Consider the following 17,817-nt stretch of genomic DNA (forward strand, 5'->3'; position numbering starts at 1 on the left):
CTGGTTTTTGGATTTCGAATTCAGGAGAAAAAACACCACAAACAGCTAACAAAGGAGATTATATAGAATTTGAATATCAAGTAACTGATTTAAAAAACAATATAATTTACTCGTTTCAAGAAAACGGCATCAAAAAAGCTATTTTAGGTAAAATTGATTTAGCGCGAGGTTTACATGCTGGTTTACAACTAATACCAGAAGGTGAAACAGCAAAACTATTATTACCTTCATTTTTAGGTTATGGTGGCTATGGTGACGAAGGAAAAATTGGACCTAATGAACCAATCATTATGGACGTAAAAGTCTTAAAAATAAGAAAACACTAATTTGTATATACACGACTGTAAAAGAAATGAAAAAACTATTATTAATCTTAACTGTTATTACTACTTTAGTTAGTTGTGGCGTTAAAATTCCAAAATCGATGAGCAAAGAAGAATTTAAAAATTTAGAAGACGGATTGTATGCAAAAATGACAACAAATCATGGTGCAATGACAATCAAATTATACGAAGAACAAGCTCCTATGACGGTTGCTAACTTTGTTGGTTTGGCAGAAGGTAAAAAAGAAAATAAAGCAAAAGCAAAAGGAGTTCCTTTTTATGATGGAATTGTTTTTCACCGCGTTATCAAAGATTTTATGATACAAGGTGGAGATCCTGACGGAATTGGAACTGGTGGACCTGGATATGATTTTGAAGACGAATTTGACGCAAGTTTAGTACACGATAAAAAAGGTGTTTTATCTATGGCAAATTCTGGACCTGGAACTAATGGTTCTCAATTTTTTATTACAGAAGTTCCTACGCCTTGGTTAGACAATCGTCACTCAATCTTCGGACAAGTAGTAGAAGGTTTAGATGTTGTAGACTCTATTGCAAATGTAGAAAAAACATCAAACGACAAACCTGTTGTTCCCGTAGTTATAGAAAAAGTAGAAATCGCTCGTAAAGGTGATAAATACGCTAAATACGATGGTGTTGAAGCTTTTGAAGCTGCAAAAGCAAACCATTCAAAAAAACAAGCTGAAGCTGAAGCAAAAGTAAAAGCTGAAAAAGATGCTGAAATTGCTCGCCAAAAAGAATTAGAAGCAAAAGCATTATCTACGCCATCTGGTTTAAAATATGTAATTTTAGAAGAAGGTACAGGTGCAAAACCAGTTCAAGGAGACGATATCAAAGTACATTATACTTTACGTCTTAACGATGGAGAAAAATTAGATTCTTCTTATGACAGAAGTCAACCATTAGACGCTACAGTTGGTGTAACAGGATTAATCCAAGGATGGATGGAAGCTTTAACTATGTTTAACAGAGGTTCTAAAGTTTTCTTAATCATTCCTTCAGATTTAGGTTACGGATCAAGAGGCGCAAGCGGTGTAATTCCACCAAACGCAACTTTATATTTTGATATGGAAGTTTTAAACTAAAATTTAAGACATAATTTCATAAAAAACCTCGCAATTGCGAGGTTTTTTTTATACTATTTATCTTCTACAACAAGCGCTTTATCTTCGTTTTCTGTTGCAAGTTTCTTTTCATATTTTTTCATGATATAATCAGCTGCAAGCGAAACCGCAATACCTCCTACAATACCATATATTGATCTTTTTCCTAAAAATTTTGCAACTGTAACTCCTGTAGTTGCTGCGGTTGTTAAAAGACCAATTTTCGAACCTTTATTTGTTTGACTTTTCGACAATAAATCTAAAATTTTCATAGTTTATAAGTTTATGATTTCTAGATATAATACAATTATTAATCCAAACTAAAATAATCAATTATTTTATAAATTCTTCTACTAATTCTTTTGGACGACCAACTACTCCATTCTTATCATCAAAAACAACAGGTCGTTGTATCAATTTCGGAAATTGTACCATAGCATCTAAAACCTCATCATCAGACAAATCTTTACCTTTAAAATTAGTTTTCCATTCATCTTCATTTGTTCTGATAAGTTCTATTGGTTTTAATTTAAGTTTTGATAAAATCGCTTGAAGTTCTTGTTTAGTCAAAGGTTCTTTCAAATATTCTCTTACCTCAAACTCTTTTCCAGAATCTTCTAGAACTTTCATTGCTTCTCTACTTTTCCCGCAACGCGAATTATGTAAAATCGTGTACATATCATTAATTTTTAGTAAATTTAATCAAATTAAAAATTATGAAAAAGCTATTCTTATTAATCAGCGTTTCTCTCCTATTTTTTACTTGTACAACCAATCAAACAACCTCTACTCCTAATAAAGATGACAACTCATTAAAATTTGAACCAAATGAAGATGGTGATTATGATATTGTCGTTTTTGACCCTCAATATGATATTTATTTAAAAACAACAGCCCCGCCAAAATCATTTTATTCGAAAGAATATTATGAATCTCAAAATAGAAGATATGTCACAATCTGGAATCAACGACACATGATGCCTATGACTTATAATCCAGATTTGTATGCCGTAAGTATCGATTTAGACCCAAATATTGATTATGGTTTAGATTTTGAATATAAACTATTTAATTTCTTTCGCTTTATTGAACATAAATATCGTGTCAGAATTAGATAATATCGTTTATTTTTGCAAGTCAATTTTAGAAAGATGAACGAGTACTCAACAGAAATATACAATCAAATAATAGAAACTTTTCCCGATTTAGAAGGAAAAAATAAACAAGGAACAGAATTATTAGAATTTCATATCGAAAATGAATATAAATCTAAATTTGGCGATTTATATATCGAAACATCCGAAGATGATAAAATTTGGTTACGTGGAGACTTTCCTTTTACTACTTATCAGGTTGATTCGTCAGAAGAACTTTTTTATATTTTAGAAGGTTTCTTATTTAATGAATTATTTTGGGTAATTAGTTATGAAGAAGAAGATTGGGATGATACTTTTTTAATTTTGAAAGATCACGAAATGAAAACCGAAGAAGGTTTTACGTACAAGATTCTTTCTTGGAACGGAAAAGATGATCAAACAATAAAACCCTAAAATCTTATACATACCAAAAACTTCAAATTTTATACATTTGCAATTATGTTTAACAACGAATTACTAAAAGATATCCAAAAACGTACGCAAGCTTTGCACGAATATTTGGAAATCGAACAAAAAGAAATCGAAGTTCAAAATGAGGAAGAAGTTGCGGCTTCACCAGAATTTTGGAACAATCCCAAAGAAGCGGAAGCTTTTATGAAAGTTTTACGTGGAAAAAAGAAATGGATTGAAGCATATCAAGCCATTGCAAATGCAGTAAATGATATTGAAGTTCTTGTAGAATTTAACAAAGAAGGTGATGTTTCTGATGCAGAAGTACAAGAACAATACGAGATTGTTGTAAAACTTTTAGAAGATATCGAGTTCAAAAATATGCTTTCAGAAGAAGGTGATAACCTAGGTGCCGTTTTACAAATCACAGCTGGTGCCGGAGGAACGGAATCTTGCGATTGGGCTTCTATGTTGATGCGTATGTATTTAATGTGGGCAGAAAAAAATGGATACAAAGTAAAAGAGTTAAACTATCAAGCAGGTGATGTCGCAGGTGTAAAAACAGTAACTTTAGAAATTGACGGTGAATTTGCTTTCGGTTATCTAAAAGGAGAAAATGGTGTACATCGTTTGGTACGTATTTCTCCATTTGACAGTAATGCAAAACGCCACACAAGTTTTGTTTCTGTTTATGTTTCGCCAATTGTAGATGATACAATAGAAATTGACATTAATCCTGCAGATATAGAACTACAAACTTCTCGCTCTGGAGGTGCTGGAGGGCAAAATGTAAATAAAGTAGAAACTAAAGTTCAGTTAACACATAAACCAACAGGTATTGTTGTAGTTTGTCAAATTGAGCGTTCGCAATTAGCAAACCGTGAACGTGCAATGGAAATGTTAAAATCTGAATTATATAAAATTGAGTTAGAGAAAAAAATGGCTGCTCGAAACGAAATTGAAGCCAATAAAATGAAAATTGAATGGGGATCTCAAATTCGAAATTATGTCATGCATCCTTACAAATTAGTGAAAGACGTACGTACAGGTCATGAAACTGGAAATGTAGATGCTGTGATGAATGGTGAAATTGATGATTTCTTAAAAGCTTTCTTGATGTTGATGGGGCAAAAAGAAACCTCAAAATAAAGTTCACATTTAAACTTTCTTAAATGAAAATCATTATCGGAGGTGCTGGTGAAGTAGGATTTCACTTAGCAAAATTACTATCTAATGAGATGAATGACATCGTCATTATGGATATGGATAAAGATAAATTAACCATGATCGAAAATTCATTAGATGTAATGGCTTATCGTGGTGATATTACATCTTTCAAAGCATTGCGAGAGGTTGGTGTTGATGAAGCAGACATGTTTATATCTGTTACTCATCTTCAAAACACAAATATTACCAGTGCTTCTATTGCCAAAGATTTGGGCGCTAAACGTACTTTAGCTCGTATTTCTAATCCAGAATTTTTACACAAAGAAAATGAAATTTGGGTACAAGGAATGGGTATTGATGCACTAATAAGTCCCGAAAAATTGGCCGCCGACGAAATTTATTCTTTGGTACAGCAATCAGCTTTTAATGCTATGCATCCTTTCGCAAATGGGCAATTGTTTATGGTAGGTACTGTTTTGGATCAAGATTGTAAAATTTTAGATAAAAAGTACAAAGACATGTACATTACAGCAAAAGGTGGCGACGAAAATCTTTTTACACCAATTGCAATTATTAGAAGTAATGAACGCGGAGAATACAAAACAATTATTCCCGAACCTGAGACAGATTTTAGAATAGATGATCATGTTTATTTTATCGTAAAAAAATCGGGAATCTTAGAAATTTATAAAATTTTAGGCAAAAAACAAGAGTATTTCAAAAACATAATTGTTTTAGGAGGAGGAAGTATTGGAGTGAAAACTTCTAAAATTCTAAAAGAAAACAAACACAATGTTAAGCTATTAGAAATCAATCGAAATAAAGCTTTTGATTTAGCCGACGAATTAAATAATATACTGATTATCAATGGTGATGGTCGTGATGGTGAATTATTAACAGAAGAAGGTATTTCTGATTCTGATGCATTTATTGCAGTTACAGGAAGTTCCGAAACCAATATCATGTCTTGTCTTTTGGCAAAATCAAAAGGTGTTAAAAAAACCATTGCCTTAGTCGAAAATATCGATTATATACATCTAAGTCAAGAAGTTGGAATAAATGCATTTATCAATAAAAAATTGTTAACCGCAGATAGTATTTTTCGTTACATACGCCAAGGCTCTGTGATTGATGTTACAGGTATTTCAGATTTAGACGCCGAAGTTTTAGAATTTAAAATTAACGAAGATTCTGAAATTGCTTACAAAAAAGTTCATGATTTTCCATTTAAAGATGGAGCTATCATTGCTGGAATTGTTCGTAGAAATGATGGTTTTATTCCTACAAAAGATTTTGTTATCGAACCAAATGACCATGTTGTCGTTTTCAGTCAAGCCAATTTAATTCCAAAAGTGACAAAATATTTTAAATAATGAAATCATTAAACATCAAAGTAATTCTTAACCTTTCGGGTGTATTATTATTACTAAATGCCATATTCATGTTTATCGCAACATGCGTTAGCGTTTATTTTGATGATCATCTCACTTATCCTTTTCTACTTTCAGGATTTTTGGTCGGTTTTGGAGGTTTAGCAATGATGTTTTTAACACGTGATAGACGCAAGCATATCAACAAACGCGAAGGTTATATCGTTGTCTGTGTAGGCTGGCTCTTCTTAATTTTGTCCGGATGCTTACCCTATGTTACCTCACTTTTTTTTCTTCCAAATGATCACATAATTACAGAAAATTTTAGTGTTGTCAATATTATTTATGAAACAGTTTCTGGCTATACAGCAACGGGAACATCTATTTATGATGATGTAGAAAGTTTACCAAAAAGTATTTTGTTTTGGCGAAGTACAACCAATTGGATTGGTGGTATGGGAATTATCGTTCTTACTATTGCTATTTTACCATTTTTAGGAATTGGTGGACGTCAGCTTTTTATGGCAGAAGCTCCTGGAATTTACACCGATAAAATACATCCTAGAATTACAGAAACTGCTAAAAATCTTTGGTTGGTTTACCTTGGTTTAACTGCTTTTTTTGCTGCACTTTTATATTTTGGAGGAATGAATCTTTTTGATGCAACAAATCATTCTATGAGTGTTATTGCAACGGCTGGTTTTTCTACAAAAAATGAAGGAATTATGTATTGGAATAATAATGTTTTTATTCAATATGTACTGATTGTCATGATGTTTTTGGGCGGAACAAACTTTGCATTAATATATTTAATGATCAAAGGACAATTCAAAAAAATATGGAATAACGAAGAATTTAGATGGTGGGTTGGGTTGATTGCAGTTGTTACAACAATCGTTTTCTTAGCATTATTTTTTATTGTTTATCCAACTTACTCTACAGAAACTTACTCGTGGTTTAATTTTGAACATTCATTCCGAAGTTCATTATTTCATGTTGTTTCTATTGCCTCTACAACAGCTCTAGCAATGGAAGATTATACAAGTTGGTTAAGTATTACCACGCTTATTTTCTTCTCCTTATTTTTTATTGGAGGCTCGGCTGGATCTACATCTGGAGGAATTACAGTAATTCGTCATGTTATTTTATTGAAAAACAGTTGGGTAGAATTTAAACGTATTTTACATCCAAACGCAATAATACCAGTTCGTTACAATAATCGTTCACTTAATCAGTCAATTGTATTTCATGTTATGGCATTTTTTGTCATGTTTATGTTTACTTGGATTGCCAGCTCAATTCTATTTGCAATGCTGAATTATGGTATAACTATGAGTTTTCAAAATATCTTGACATCACTTACCATCACTGCATCTACATTAGGAAATGTTGGTCCAGGAATTGGTGAATATGGTCCAGGAACATCTATGAATTCATTAACAGATGGTGCAAAACTATTGTGTTGTTTTCTAATGATATTGGGTCGATTAGAATTATTTACAATCTTAATTTTATTTACACCTGCTTTCTGGAAAAATAATTAACCCATATTATGTCTAATCATCAATTGTGAGATAATTTCCTCCGTTTGATCAGGAAAGTTTTTACGAATTACTTTACTCGAATCAACCCATTTTTGAATTTTATCTCGGTTCAAATCATTCGAATAATCAACGCCAATATTCTTTAAAGCTTCACAATTACACATTTGTTCATATTGACCTTGTATAGGAATTACAAATAATTTTTTCTCTAAATAAATGGCTTCAGCAGGTAATTCAAAACCTGCTCCACACAAAACACCTTTACAATTTGCTAATTTTTTAGTAAATAAATGTTCATCTACTGGAAAAATTTCTACGTTGAATTGTTTTGATTGTGTTTTCGCAAATGGAGAAAAAACTTTCCAATTCGATTCTTTCACCGATGACAAACACACTATGATTTCAACAGGATGAAAACTAGGTAAATAAACCAAATAAAATTCTTCTTGTTTGGCATCCAATACACGAATTTTATCACGAATAATTGGCAAAAAAATTGAATCATTATACGTATCAAAATGAAAACCATAATGTGTCGTAGTTGGCGCGTAATACTTGATTATTTTCTCTCCAATTTTATTTTTTACTTTCGGAGTTTCCTCAAATAAAAGTGAAGCTTGATGACTTAAACCTATAATTTTTTTCTTCTTTTTTTTAGCAGAATATGCTGTTATTGGTTCAAAATCGTTGATAATTAAATCATAATCATCTATTGGAAAACAATTAACATCATTCAAAAAAGATTTAAAACTATTCTGTTTTATCATTTTTTTATACGAAACTTCTCCAAGTTCATTATAAAACAAAGACAAACCTTTACGTTGTTTTACATCATAATTATCTAATTTCAATTGAGTGTTCGAGCCACTCATAAAAACATCTAATTCACCATAATTCTCAAGAATTGGTAATATTTTTTGTGCACGTGTCAAGTGTCCGTTACCCGTTCCTTGCAAAGCGTATAAAATCTTCATTTACTTATTATCTAATATTGAAATAATAAGTTCATCAAGTGAATAATTAAACTCAACTTCTTCTAAATTTTGCATTAATTCTTTTTTGTGATCTTCAAAATAAAAAATTGTCCATTGATTATTATGAAATTCTAAAGCCGAAAGATTTTCTATCCAATCACCAGAATTCATATAAATACAACTACCCTTTTCTGTTTTCACTTTTCGCAACTGTGGCTGATGTATATGCCCACAAATAACATAATCGTACTGATTTTCTATCGCTAGTTCGGCTGCTGTTTGTTCAAAATCATTAATATGTTTAACTGCTTTTTTAACTGAATTTTTTATTTTTTTTGACAACGAATATTTTTCTTTTCCTAAAAACTCCAATCCTAAATTGATAATATGATTAATCTGAATTAAACGATCATATCCCCAACCTCCAAGTTTTGCAACCCATTTGGAATGTTGAATTGAAGCATCAAATACATCTCCATGAAAAATCCACGCTATTTTATCAGCTTGTTTCAACATATATTTATCTGTCAACAATACATTACCAAAACTCATTGTTTTAAATTTTCGTAATAATTCGTCATGATTTCCTGTAATATAAATGATTGGAATTCCTTGTTCCGAAAGATTTAATAAATAACTAATCACCTGAAGATGAGATTCTGGAAAATAACTTTTCTTAAAATTCCAAATATCAATAATATCACCATTCAAAATAATTTTTCTAGGGTTGATTGATTGTAAATAAGCTAACAACTCTTGTGCTTTACAACCATGAGTTCCTAAATGAACATCCGAAAGAATTACAACATCAAGATTACGTCTCATTGATTTTTATTTAAATTTCGGAATCAAATATTACTTAAACATTGTCTAAATCTTATGAAATCTTTATAAATTTGAGTCTAAATTGTAAAATTATGTCAGAATTAAAATTCAAAACAAATATAAATTGTGATAGTTGTATCAAATCTGTTAAACCTTTTTTAGACGAAGTTGTTGGTAAAAATAACTGGAAGGTTGATACGAGTGATGAAAAAAAGATTTTAACGGTAACGACATCTGAAGATGAAGAAGATGTTGTTGAAGCTGTTACCGATGCTGGGTTTAAAATTAGAAAACTAGAAAATTAATATAAAAAAAGCGATTCATTTTGAATCGCTTTTTTTGTATTAATAAGAATATTAAATTTATTTCTTAACTACTTTTTGAGTTGTTGTTTTACCGTTTGTAGTTGTTTTAACTACATAAGCTCCTTTAACTAAAGAAGAAACATTTACGTTTTGAACTCCATTCACTTCAAAAGATTTTACTAATTGTCCGTTCATGTTATAAACTTCTACAGTAGTTTTTTCTTTTACATTGAAAACAGCAGTATTTGCCCATAATGTGTTAGAAACTGCTTGAGCTGCTTGAGAATAATCAGCTACACCTAAAGAACCTGTATAAACAATCTCTAAATTTTGAATTCTTATTTGCGCTGAAGTTCCTGTTTGCGCATTTTTAATAGTAATATTTGACGCAGGAGTAGTTGTATTAACCACGTAAATATTAGCATTAGCAGGATCTTTTACAGTTGGAACAACAACACCGTCAACTGTAACTATAGCACTCATAGGTGCATAATCTGCAAAGGTATCTGTTACAATTTTTACAGAGTTTATTTTTAATGTTCCTACAGCTTTTACAGCTAAAGAATTTCCATTACCATCTGCATTATTAGAATACAATCTCAAACTTGTTCCTGTTGTGTAATATTTTGGTGTATTACTTGACCCATTTGCTGAAGCTTCAAAAGTAATTTTACCAGAAATAATATTACCTGTAGTTACATCTTGAGCATTCGCGTATCCTGAATCAGCAAATTTGAATGTAACCGTTTCTTGAGATTGTGCAAAAGATAAAGTTGATAAAGCAGCAACCGCTACTAAAGAATAGAATTTTTTCATATTTGTATTTTTAAATTTATTTATAACAAATATAGGATTAATATTTAGTTTTCGAAAACATTTTAATTTCCTAAAACGTATTTAACCATTTATTAATCTTTGACATATAAAAATAAGCCATCTGACACAATAATATGTATACATTAATTCAACAAAAAAGCGATTCAAAATGAATCGCTTTTTTATTATATTAATCTGAAAGATTAATTCTATTATATTTTAGATATGAATTGCATGTCCATAAGCATCTTCTACAGCCTCCATAATAGCTTCTGCCATTGTTGGGTGAGCATGTACTGACTTCATGATTTCATGTCCTGTTGTTTCTAATTTACGTGCAACAACTGCTTCAGCAATTAATTCTGTAACACCATCACCAATCATGTGACAACCTAACCATTCACCATATTTTGCATCAAATACAACCTTTACAAATCCGTCAGCAGCTCCATTTGCTACAGCTTTTCCATTTGCTGAGAAAGGAAATTTACCAACTTTTACTTCGTAACCTGCTTCTTTTGCTTTTGCTTCTGTAAGACCTACAGATGCAATTTCTGGAGAACAGTATGTACAACCTGGGATATTCCCATAGTCGATTGGTTCTACTTTTTCACCAGCAATGTGCTCTACACATAAAATTCCTTGTGCAGATGCTAAGTGTGCCAAATCAGCTCCTTTTACAACATCACCAATTGCATAATATCCTTTTACAGAAGTTTCACAAAAATCATTGATAACAATTTTACCTCTTTCTGTTGCTATACCAACCTCTTCTAAACCGATGTTTTCTGTATTTGGAACAACTCCTGCAGCAGATAAAACAACTTCAGCTTCAAGAATTTCTTCTCCTTTCGCTGTTTTTATTGTTGCTTTTACTAAATCTCCAGTTGTATCAACACCAGTAACCTCAGCATTTGTTAAAATCTTAATTCCAGATTTTTTAAGAGATAATTGTAATTGTTTCGAAATATCTTCATCCTCTACAGGTACTACTCTTGGTAAATACTCTACAATTGTTACCTCTGTTCCTAATGTATTGTAGAAATGAGCAAACTCAACTCCAATAGCGCCAGAACCTACAACAATCATAGATTTTGGTTGTTTTTCTAATACCAAAGCTTGGCGATAACCAATTACTTTTTTACCATCTTGTGGTAAAGCTGGTAAATCGCGAGAACGAGCTCCAGTTGCAATAATAATATTTTCTGAAGTTAATTCATTTACTGAGCCATCTGCAGCAGTAACTTTCACTTTTTTTCCTGGTAAAACTTTCGCTTCACCTTGAATAACTTCAATCTTATTTTTTTTCATTAAGAATTGAACACCTTTGCTCATACGATCTGCAACTCCTCTACTACGAGAAACCACATTTCCGAATTCAAATGAAATATCTGAAGGTAAGTTTATTCCAAAATCTTCTGCATGATTTAAATATTTAAATACTTGTGCAGACTTTAACAAAGCTTTTGTTGGTATACATCCCCAATTCAGGCAGATTCCTCCTAACTCAGCTTTTTCTACGATTGCTACTTTTTTACCTAATTGTGCTGCTCTAATAGCTGCTACGTATCCACCAGGACCACTTCCAATAACTATAATGTCGTAACTCATTTTTTCCATAATTTGAATGTAAATTTAATAATTATTGAATGAAATAAAAGCGATTCCGTAAAATAGATTAAAATTTCTTATTTTTGCATTGTGAAAATATTCTTTGAAAATTATGCAGATGACTTAATTGTCGAAACAGAATTACCTTTAGAAGGTAGTTTGCAACAAGCTATTGAGATTTTTCATAACCTACCCGATTATGACGGCAGTTATATAGGTTTGGTAAATCAAGATGGAAATACTGTTCAGATTTCAAAATATGATCGTTTTTTATTTTTGGTAGAAATACCTGTTTATGAGGAACAAGCGTCCTATTCTACGCTTTTTACTTATTTTCAAGTAAAACAATTATTAATAAATTTATACCAAGGATTTGATCCTTATACCATAAAAGGATTAAAATTTGAACCGTATTTAACAGAAAAAGCAACGAAATAATTCGTTGCTTTTTTTATTTAAAATAGAGGCTTGATAATTTTTTTTAAAAATCTAAATTATTCATTTTATAGTCTACTTTCTTTTTTGTATTTTTCTTGAAATGGGTTATTAATACGATAACTAATGTAAATATAGAGATTGCAAAAGTTACGTCTAATAAAGAATCAGCCAATTCTACCTTCATAATTTTTAGAAAACCTGAAATCGAAACTAAAACAAAACTGATTAGGTAGAAAAAGATTAAGTGCTTAAAATTTAGTTTTTTCATTTGTGTGTGTTAATTACTTATAACTAAAGTATAAAGTTTTTTTTAACTAACAAATTATTTTGATATTTATTTTAACTATTCTTTATGATATCTTTAAACTATCGTTATTTATATTATGAAATCAATTCAAATTACAACAAATATCAATGCACCTATTAATCGTGTTTTTGATTTATCAAGAAGTATAGACCTAAATCAGTTATCAACTAAAGAAATAATAAATGGATTTATTTAATGATTTATACGATTGTACAGAGAATCTTTTACCAAATGATGGAATTGTCAATTATTTTGGGCAAATTATGAGTAATGAAGAAGCACATCATTATTATACTATTTTATTAAATGAAATTGATTGGAAAAATGATCAAGCCAGCATTTTTGGAAAATTAATCGAAACCAAACGAAAAATAGCTTGGTACGGAGATATTCCTTTTGCATACACCTATTCTAAAATTACAAAAACAGCTTTACCTTGGACAGAAACCTTGAAGCAACTAAAAGATTTGGCTGAAGAAAAAACTGGAGAAACGTACAACTCATGTTTATTGAATCTCTATCACGATGGTTCCGAAGGAATGGCTTGGCATAGTGATGGTGAAAAACAACTAAAACATCATGGTGCAATTGCTTCGTTAAGTTTTGGTGCGGAAAGAAAATTTGCGTTTAAACATAAACAATCCAAAGAAGTTATTGCATTAAATTTAGCAAGTGGAAGTTTATTGGTAATGAAAGGCTCTACGCAAGAAAATTGGCTGCATCGCTTACCTCCTACTAAAAAAATAAGTCATCCACGTATTAATCTAACGTTTAGAACAATTGATTTAGAATAAAAAATTATTTCTGTTTAGAAATTTCATCTTTATAGAAGGCTATACTTTGTTGATTAAATTTTTTCAAATAATCATCATTAAAATCATTTAAAAGAATTGGCTCAAAATCTAATTTGGTTTTTAATATCGGAAGTTGAATAACTTTATTTGATTTTTTATCTAAACTAAGCCATTTTCCTACAAATTCTTGTGTAGCAGAAATAAAGCTAGACTCTCCATTTTCTATTGAATAATCATCCGAAACTATTTTACGTTTCAGAGCAGTTAAATCAATGGTTTTTGTTTGGCGATTGTATCTAAAATAAGTTGTAAATACAATATTATCTATTTTATTTTCAAACTTAAAACCATTTTTTGTTTCTTCTAAAAATGCTGTTCTTGGCAATTCAGAGAAAGCCAAACTTGTTTGTTTTTTATAGTCTAAAGAAGAGAGAAGAAAAACAAGTTTTTTTGTTTCATAATCAATCATAATCTTATCAAATTTACCATCGCCATCAAAATCTTTTACCACCACATCTTTTGCAAAAATTATAGAATTGATGCTAAAAAATAGAGCTATGATAAAATGTAATTTCATGATGAATAGTAAACAAATAATTTGATATTCTAAATGTACTGCAAAAAAAGCTCCAAAAAGGAGCTTTAACTATTTAATAACAGGATTAATATCTAAAATATTTTCTTTCGTGTATTTTTCTATAAAATCATCGGTAAAATTATCGCTTCCCAACAACTTATTCTCTTGTAAAACTTTCTTTATATTTAGTTTTTTGTATTCATCTAACATCGGTTTAGAAATCGCTTTATATGTAAAATGCCAAGGCTCGTATTTGAAACCTTTTCTATTTACATTGTCTGTATAAACCAAGTAAAATCCATATTTTGAGGCATTTTCATCTAACCAAAGTTTAAATTTATGCATTGATCCACCTACATTAAAATGTTTTTCGTTTAACGGATCACTAGGAATTCCTTTTGTTGCATCAATAATATCCAAATCTGTTCCCCAATGATGGCGAGATGTTCCTGGAATTGTAGAATACTCTATTATTTTATCTATATTTTGTTTTGCTGCAATTTTTTTAGCTTGATTTGCTTTATACTTACGCTCCCAAATACCATTTTGGTATGTATAATTGCGGTAACTAGAAACAACATGTATTTTGAAACCTGCTTTTTGCGCTTCGCTCTTCATCAACTCAAATTGTTTTGCAACTTCTGGCAATAGCTTATAATCTTTACCAACCATTGTAGGATTACCTTTACCAATAAGGTCTGCGGTTGTGTAATTTGTATAAATTGTATCTGAATTCATTTGCACTTGTTCACTATTTCCTAAAACACAACTTATAGTTACAAAGAAAATAAGTAGAAATAAATAAGAATTTTTTAAACGATTAAATTGAGACATTACGTTGGGTATTAGAATTTGGTTTATTTTTATCAAAAATATAAAATAAAAGTGGAGATACTTATAATAATTGTGTTGATTTTATTGAATGGAATTTTTTCGATGTCGGAAATGGCACTCGTTTCATCAAGAAAATTTAAACTAGAAAATGAAATGAAAAAAGGAAGTTCTGGTGCAAAAACCGCATTAGAATTAGCTGAAAATCCTAATCGATTTTTATCAACTGTACAAATCGGAATTACTTTGATTGGAATTTTATTAGGAGTTTTCTCAGGTGATAAATTAACAACAGATTTAACTGATTTTTTATCTAAAATATCATTCATAGCTCCTTACGCAAAAACCGCAGCAGCTATTGTAATGGTAGTTATTATCACTTATTTTTCTATTGTATTTGGTGAATTATTACCAAAAAGATTGGGTATGCGATTTCCCGAAGCTGTATCGACAATTGTAGCAAAACCTATGAAATTTTTGTCTGTAATTACATCTCCTTTCGTATGGTTGTTAACGGCTACAAATGATGCTTTTCTGAAACTTTTCGGAATTAAAGATAATTCTGGTGAAGTTGTAAGCGAAGAAGAAATAAAGAATATTATAAAAGAAAGTACCGAAGGTGGCGAAATTCAAGAAAAAGAACACGAAATTCTGGAACGTGTTTTTGAGCTAGGTGATCGTCGTGTAAATACATTAGCGACACATCGTTCTGAGATTGTTTTTTTATCTGTTACAGATGATTATGACACCGTTCGTTCTAAAATAAAAAAAGATAAACATTCGGCTTATCCGGTTTGTAAGGCAGATAATTTGGATCAGATTATTGGTTTTATTAATCTGAAAGATTTATTTGGAACAAGTAGAGAAGATTTTCAGTTGAAAAAATTTCTACGAAAAGCTATTTTTGTTAACGAAAACTCGTTCTGTTATCCCTTGCTAGAGCAGTTACAAAACTCACATTCGCATGTTGCTGTAATGATTGACGAATATGGTACAACAGCGGGTATTGTAACAGTAAACGATATTATGGATGAGTTGATTGGCGAAATGCCCGAAAATCAAGACGAAGATTTTGAAATTGTAGAACGCGAAGATGGTTCGTGGCTAATAGATGGGCAATTTTCTATTTATGAATTCGAGAAATATTTCGGAATTGATATTGATGAAGAAATTGAGAATCTATTTGTAACTGTTTCGGGATTATTTTATCATTATTTAGAAACAATGCCAAATGTTGGGGATAAAATTACGGTCGACGATTTGACCTTAGAAATTATAGATAAAGATGGTAATCGTATTGATAAAATATTAGCTTACCATAAATAAACAAAGCCCAACAAAAATGTTGGGCTTTGTTTTTATTTAATTACACACGACTATCTAACTTTCAATATCGTCAATGATTTTGTGTAATTTTGACCAATAGGTCTATTTATATGACCATTTCCTGGTGGAAAAACTCCAAATGGAGAATTAGCTTTGCTATCTGATCCAATGGTTAAATCTGGACGTTGTATAACAAATCTTAATTTATCACTAGCTTTCAACTCTAATATTGTACTTGGAACCTGAATCGCAGTACCAACACCTGCTGCAATTCCAACAAAAGTACTTCTAATTCCTGTAGCATCATTCCAAGCTGGTACAGCCGTTGTTGAAATTTGTATTTTTAAATTAACTGCTATATAATCTCTTGCTGTTGCTAAATTAGGTTGATTCGCATTAAAACCAATAAAAGCAGATAATTGATAGCTCCCATCATATAACACTGTAAATTCATCATTTGTGTCATTGAATGTTGTAGCTGAATTTACAACACTATTTCCAGGAATAAAAGTTATTATCTGATCTGTAAAAGCTGTTTCATTTAAAGCTTGAAATGTCTGTGCTCTAAAATTAGTCATTATAGGATTAGATCCTAAATAAATCCATTTTAAACTAGGACCATCAAAATAATATAAACCTGGTATATTTACATTAACAGTTTGATCTGTAGACACAGAAGTTGTAACTTGTACAGTAGCATATACTAATGCTCCATTTTGTGCTGCAGTATAAGTTTTTGCTTTTAATTGGTCTCCTGTAATTCTTGGTGGTATTACTCCATCTAGCGTAGTTGTAACTGTTGGGGCTCCTACAATATCCAATGTTGCATTTGGTGTAGTCGTTTTTATACCAACATTACCAGCAGAAGAAATACGCATTGTTTCAGTTGGGTTATTGGCTATTCCCGTAGAAAAAGCTAAGTCCATAGGTACAGAAGTAGAAGATATAGTTCCAGTTGGTCCTACAACCGCTTTTATGTTTGCTGCCTCTACAAAAGCTACACCACTCGCAGCTCCATTGGCAGCAAATGTTAGTGTACCTACACCGTCTCCGTTTTGTACAGGAGCAGGTGATGCAGCTGTACCTCTTGATGCTTGCTGAAACAGTTGTCCTGTTGCTGAACCAGCGCTAGAAAAAGAGCGAATCAAAATATCATCTGATTCATTACCATCACCTATAATTTCTATGGCTCTTACCGCATCATGTGTTTTGAAATAGTTTGTATTACCTGCTATTGTAGCTGAATTAAGACCAATTCTACCACTTTGATAAATATTTTGTGTATTGCTTGTTGCGGACGTACTAGAATTGGCAAGGTTCCAAGGTTCTACTGGCTTCAAGCTTTGCCATACAGTTCCGTCAAAATAATAATAACCTATTGTATTAATATTTGCGACTTGTGTTACACTAGGTTCAGAAGCAACTGTATTAATTGTTGTTACATAAACTATGGCTCCAGTCTGCGCTATACCATAAGTCACGCCAACTTTACTTGCTAATTCTAATTTTGTTATATTAGGAGCAATAATTCCATCTATAGCTGTTGTAGGTGTAGTTATCGATTTTTTAACTTCTAAAGTAGCTTTTGGATCGTTTGTTCCGATACCAACTTGTGCATTTGTCATTATACAAACACCAAGTAAACTAAGGCTAAGTAAACTTTTTTTCATAATGAATTCGTATTGATTAGCAGGTAGATGAAGAATACATTGTGATTAACGTCATGTAAAAATAATAAAAAAAAACAATATATTATTAACTAATTAACAAATATTTAGGACATAAAAAAAGAGCTTTTATAAAGCTCTTTTTTTATATTTTTAACCCGTTGAGCATTTTGATAATTTTAGCAATTAAACCGTCAATTCGAGTGAAATTCTGTAAGAATTTTGTATCGAGAATAAGGTTTTAGAAGATAAAATTCTATTCTCGATACAA

At 30.9% G+C, this 17,817-nt stretch carries 21 protein-coding genes; 11 read left to right on the forward strand and 10 right to left on the reverse strand.

The annotated features are described in order from the left end of the window. Both RSC72_RS10045 and RSC72_RS10050 read left to right on the forward strand, forming a co-directional pair. Positions 1-326, forward strand: a 326-nt coding sequence (locus tag RSC72_RS10045) for an FKBP-type peptidyl-prolyl cis-trans isomerase (RefSeq protein ID WP_332578489.1), incomplete at its 5' end; no start/stop codon positions are given. Between the two features lie 26 nt (positions 327-352). Next, positions 353-1,429 carry a peptidylprolyl isomerase gene (locus tag RSC72_RS10050; protein ID WP_332545859.1) on the forward strand — a complete coding sequence of 359 codons (1,077 nt, stop codon included), beginning with the start codon at positions 353-355 and terminating at the stop codon, positions 1,427-1,429. Between the two features lie 53 nt (positions 1,430-1,482). Here the strand turns inward: RSC72_RS10050 and RSC72_RS10055 are convergent, their stop codons facing one another. Together RSC72_RS10055 and arsC are read right to left on the reverse strand one after the other, a co-directional pair. Continuing rightward, positions 1,483-1,719: a hypothetical protein gene (locus RSC72_RS10055; RefSeq protein WP_332545860.1), complete on the reverse strand. Its 237-nt coding sequence runs from the start codon at positions 1,717-1,719 to the stop codon at positions 1,483-1,485. Between the two features lie 61 nt (positions 1,720-1,780). Further along, the gene (gene arsC, locus RSC72_RS10060) at positions 1,781-2,125 is read right to left on the reverse strand and encodes an arsenate reductase (glutaredoxin) (protein ID WP_332545861.1); all 345 of its coding nucleotides are present in this window, start codon (positions 2,123-2,125) and stop codon (positions 1,781-1,783) included. A gap of 38 nt (positions 2,126-2,163) precedes the next feature. Between arsC and RSC72_RS10065 the strand changes: the two genes are divergently transcribed. Genes RSC72_RS10065 through RSC72_RS10085 form a run of 5 tightly spaced genes read left to right on the forward strand, consistent with a single transcriptional unit; the run spans position 2,164 to position 7,075 of the window. Continuing rightward, positions 2,164-2,565, forward strand: coding sequence for a DUF6146 family protein (locus tag RSC72_RS10065; protein WP_332545862.1), 402 nt, complete (start codon positions 2,164-2,166; stop codon positions 2,563-2,565). 33 nt (positions 2,566-2,598) lie between these two features. Then, complete coding sequence (locus tag RSC72_RS10070; RefSeq protein ID WP_332545863.1) at positions 2,599-2,997, forward strand: hypothetical protein; 399 nt, start codon at positions 2,599-2,601, stop codon at positions 2,995-2,997. Positions 2,998-3,042: 45 nt separating this feature from the next. Beyond that, positions 3,043-4,143: a peptide chain release factor 2 gene (gene prfB, locus RSC72_RS10075; RefSeq protein WP_332545864.1), complete on the forward strand. Its 1,101-nt coding sequence runs from the start codon at positions 3,043-3,045 to the stop codon at positions 4,141-4,143. A gap of 23 nt (positions 4,144-4,166) precedes the next feature. Continuing rightward, positions 4,167-5,534: a Trk system potassium transporter TrkA gene (trkA, locus tag RSC72_RS10080; protein WP_332545865.1), complete on the forward strand. Its 1,368-nt coding sequence runs from the start codon at positions 4,167-4,169 to the stop codon at positions 5,532-5,534. Continuing rightward, positions 5,534-7,075, forward strand: coding sequence for a TrkH family potassium uptake protein (locus tag RSC72_RS10085; RefSeq protein WP_332566031.1), 1,542 nt, complete (start codon positions 5,534-5,536; stop codon positions 7,073-7,075). The genes trkA and RSC72_RS10085 overlap by 1 nt, the downstream gene beginning before the upstream one ends. Here RSC72_RS10085 and RSC72_RS10090 read toward each other — a convergent pair. Continuing rightward, positions 7,072-8,049 (reverse strand): glycosyltransferase family protein, encoded by a 978-nt coding sequence (locus RSC72_RS10090; protein ID WP_332566030.1) that lies wholly within the window; start codon positions 8,047-8,049, stop codon positions 7,072-7,074. The two genes, RSC72_RS10085 and RSC72_RS10090, sit on opposite strands and share 4 nt — an antisense overlap. Further along, positions 8,050-8,874 (reverse strand): UDP-2,3-diacylglucosamine diphosphatase, encoded by an 825-nt coding sequence (locus RSC72_RS10095; RefSeq protein ID WP_332566029.1) that lies wholly within the window; start codon positions 8,872-8,874, stop codon positions 8,050-8,052. 92 nt (positions 8,875-8,966) lie between these two features. Here RSC72_RS10095 and RSC72_RS10100 point away from each other — a divergent pair, with 92 nt between their 5' ends. Further along, complete coding sequence (locus tag RSC72_RS10100; protein WP_332546741.1) at positions 8,967-9,179, forward strand: heavy-metal-associated domain-containing protein; 213 nt, start codon at positions 8,967-8,969, stop codon at positions 9,177-9,179. 57 nt (positions 9,180-9,236) lie between these two features. Here the strand turns inward: RSC72_RS10100 and RSC72_RS10105 are convergent, their stop codons facing one another. Next, on the reverse strand, positions 9,237-9,995 hold the full coding sequence (locus tag RSC72_RS10105; RefSeq protein WP_332546740.1) for a T9SS type A sorting domain-containing protein: 759 nt from the start codon (positions 9,993-9,995) through the stop codon (positions 9,237-9,239). Positions 9,996-10,214: 219 nt separating this feature from the next. Next, positions 10,215-11,606 carry a dihydrolipoyl dehydrogenase gene (gene lpdA / locus RSC72_RS10110; RefSeq protein ID WP_332546739.1) on the reverse strand — a complete coding sequence of 464 codons (1,392 nt, stop codon included), beginning with the start codon at positions 11,604-11,606 and terminating at the stop codon, positions 10,215-10,217. A 90-nt stretch (positions 11,607-11,696) separates the two neighbouring features. Between lpdA and RSC72_RS10115 the strand changes: the two genes are divergently transcribed. Further along, the gene (locus RSC72_RS10115) at positions 11,697-12,044 is read left to right on the forward strand and encodes a hypothetical protein (RefSeq protein WP_332546737.1); all 348 of its coding nucleotides are present in this window, start codon (positions 11,697-11,699) and stop codon (positions 12,042-12,044) included. A gap of 43 nt (positions 12,045-12,087) precedes the next feature. On the opposite strand, the gene RSC72_RS10120 is transcribed toward RSC72_RS10115, so the two are convergent. Continuing rightward, a complete protein-coding gene (locus RSC72_RS10120) occupies positions 12,088-12,228 on the reverse strand; it encodes a hypothetical protein (protein WP_332546736.1) in 141 nt (46 codons plus the stop codon). A 305-nt stretch (positions 12,229-12,533) separates the two neighbouring features. Between RSC72_RS10120 and RSC72_RS10125 the strand changes: the two genes are divergently transcribed. After that, positions 12,534-13,145, forward strand: a complete 612-nt coding sequence (locus tag RSC72_RS10125; protein ID WP_332546734.1) for an alpha-ketoglutarate-dependent dioxygenase AlkB family protein — start codon at positions 12,534-12,536, stop codon at positions 13,143-13,145. A 4-nt stretch (positions 13,146-13,149) separates the two neighbouring features. On the opposite strand, the gene RSC72_RS10130 is transcribed toward RSC72_RS10125, so the two are convergent. Together RSC72_RS10130 and RSC72_RS10135 are read right to left on the reverse strand one after the other, a co-directional pair. Continuing rightward, on the reverse strand, positions 13,150-13,722 hold the full coding sequence (locus tag RSC72_RS10130; RefSeq protein ID WP_332546733.1) for a hypothetical protein: 573 nt from the start codon (positions 13,720-13,722) through the stop codon (positions 13,150-13,152). Positions 13,723-13,791: 69 nt separating this feature from the next. Then, a complete protein-coding gene (locus RSC72_RS10135; protein ID WP_332546732.1) occupies positions 13,792-14,556 on the reverse strand; it encodes a M15 family metallopeptidase in 765 nt (254 codons plus the stop codon). Positions 14,557-14,607: 51 nt separating this feature from the next. Between RSC72_RS10135 and RSC72_RS10140 the strand changes: the two genes are divergently transcribed. Beyond that, complete coding sequence (locus RSC72_RS10140; RefSeq protein ID WP_332566028.1) at positions 14,608-15,879, forward strand: hemolysin family protein; 1,272 nt, start codon at positions 14,608-14,610, stop codon at positions 15,877-15,879. A 50-nt stretch (positions 15,880-15,929) separates the two neighbouring features. Here RSC72_RS10140 and RSC72_RS10145 read toward each other — a convergent pair whose 3' ends face one another. Further along, complete coding sequence (locus RSC72_RS10145) at positions 15,930-17,549, reverse strand: hypothetical protein (protein ID WP_332546546.1); 1,620 nt, start codon at positions 17,547-17,549, stop codon at positions 15,930-15,932. Positions 17,550-17,817 lie beyond the last annotated feature (268 nt).

Origin of the sequence: Algoriella sp. (assembly GCF_036647415.1) — a bacterium.
Taxonomy (GTDB): Bacteria; Bacteroidota; Bacteroidia; order Flavobacteriales; family Weeksellaceae; genus Empedobacter.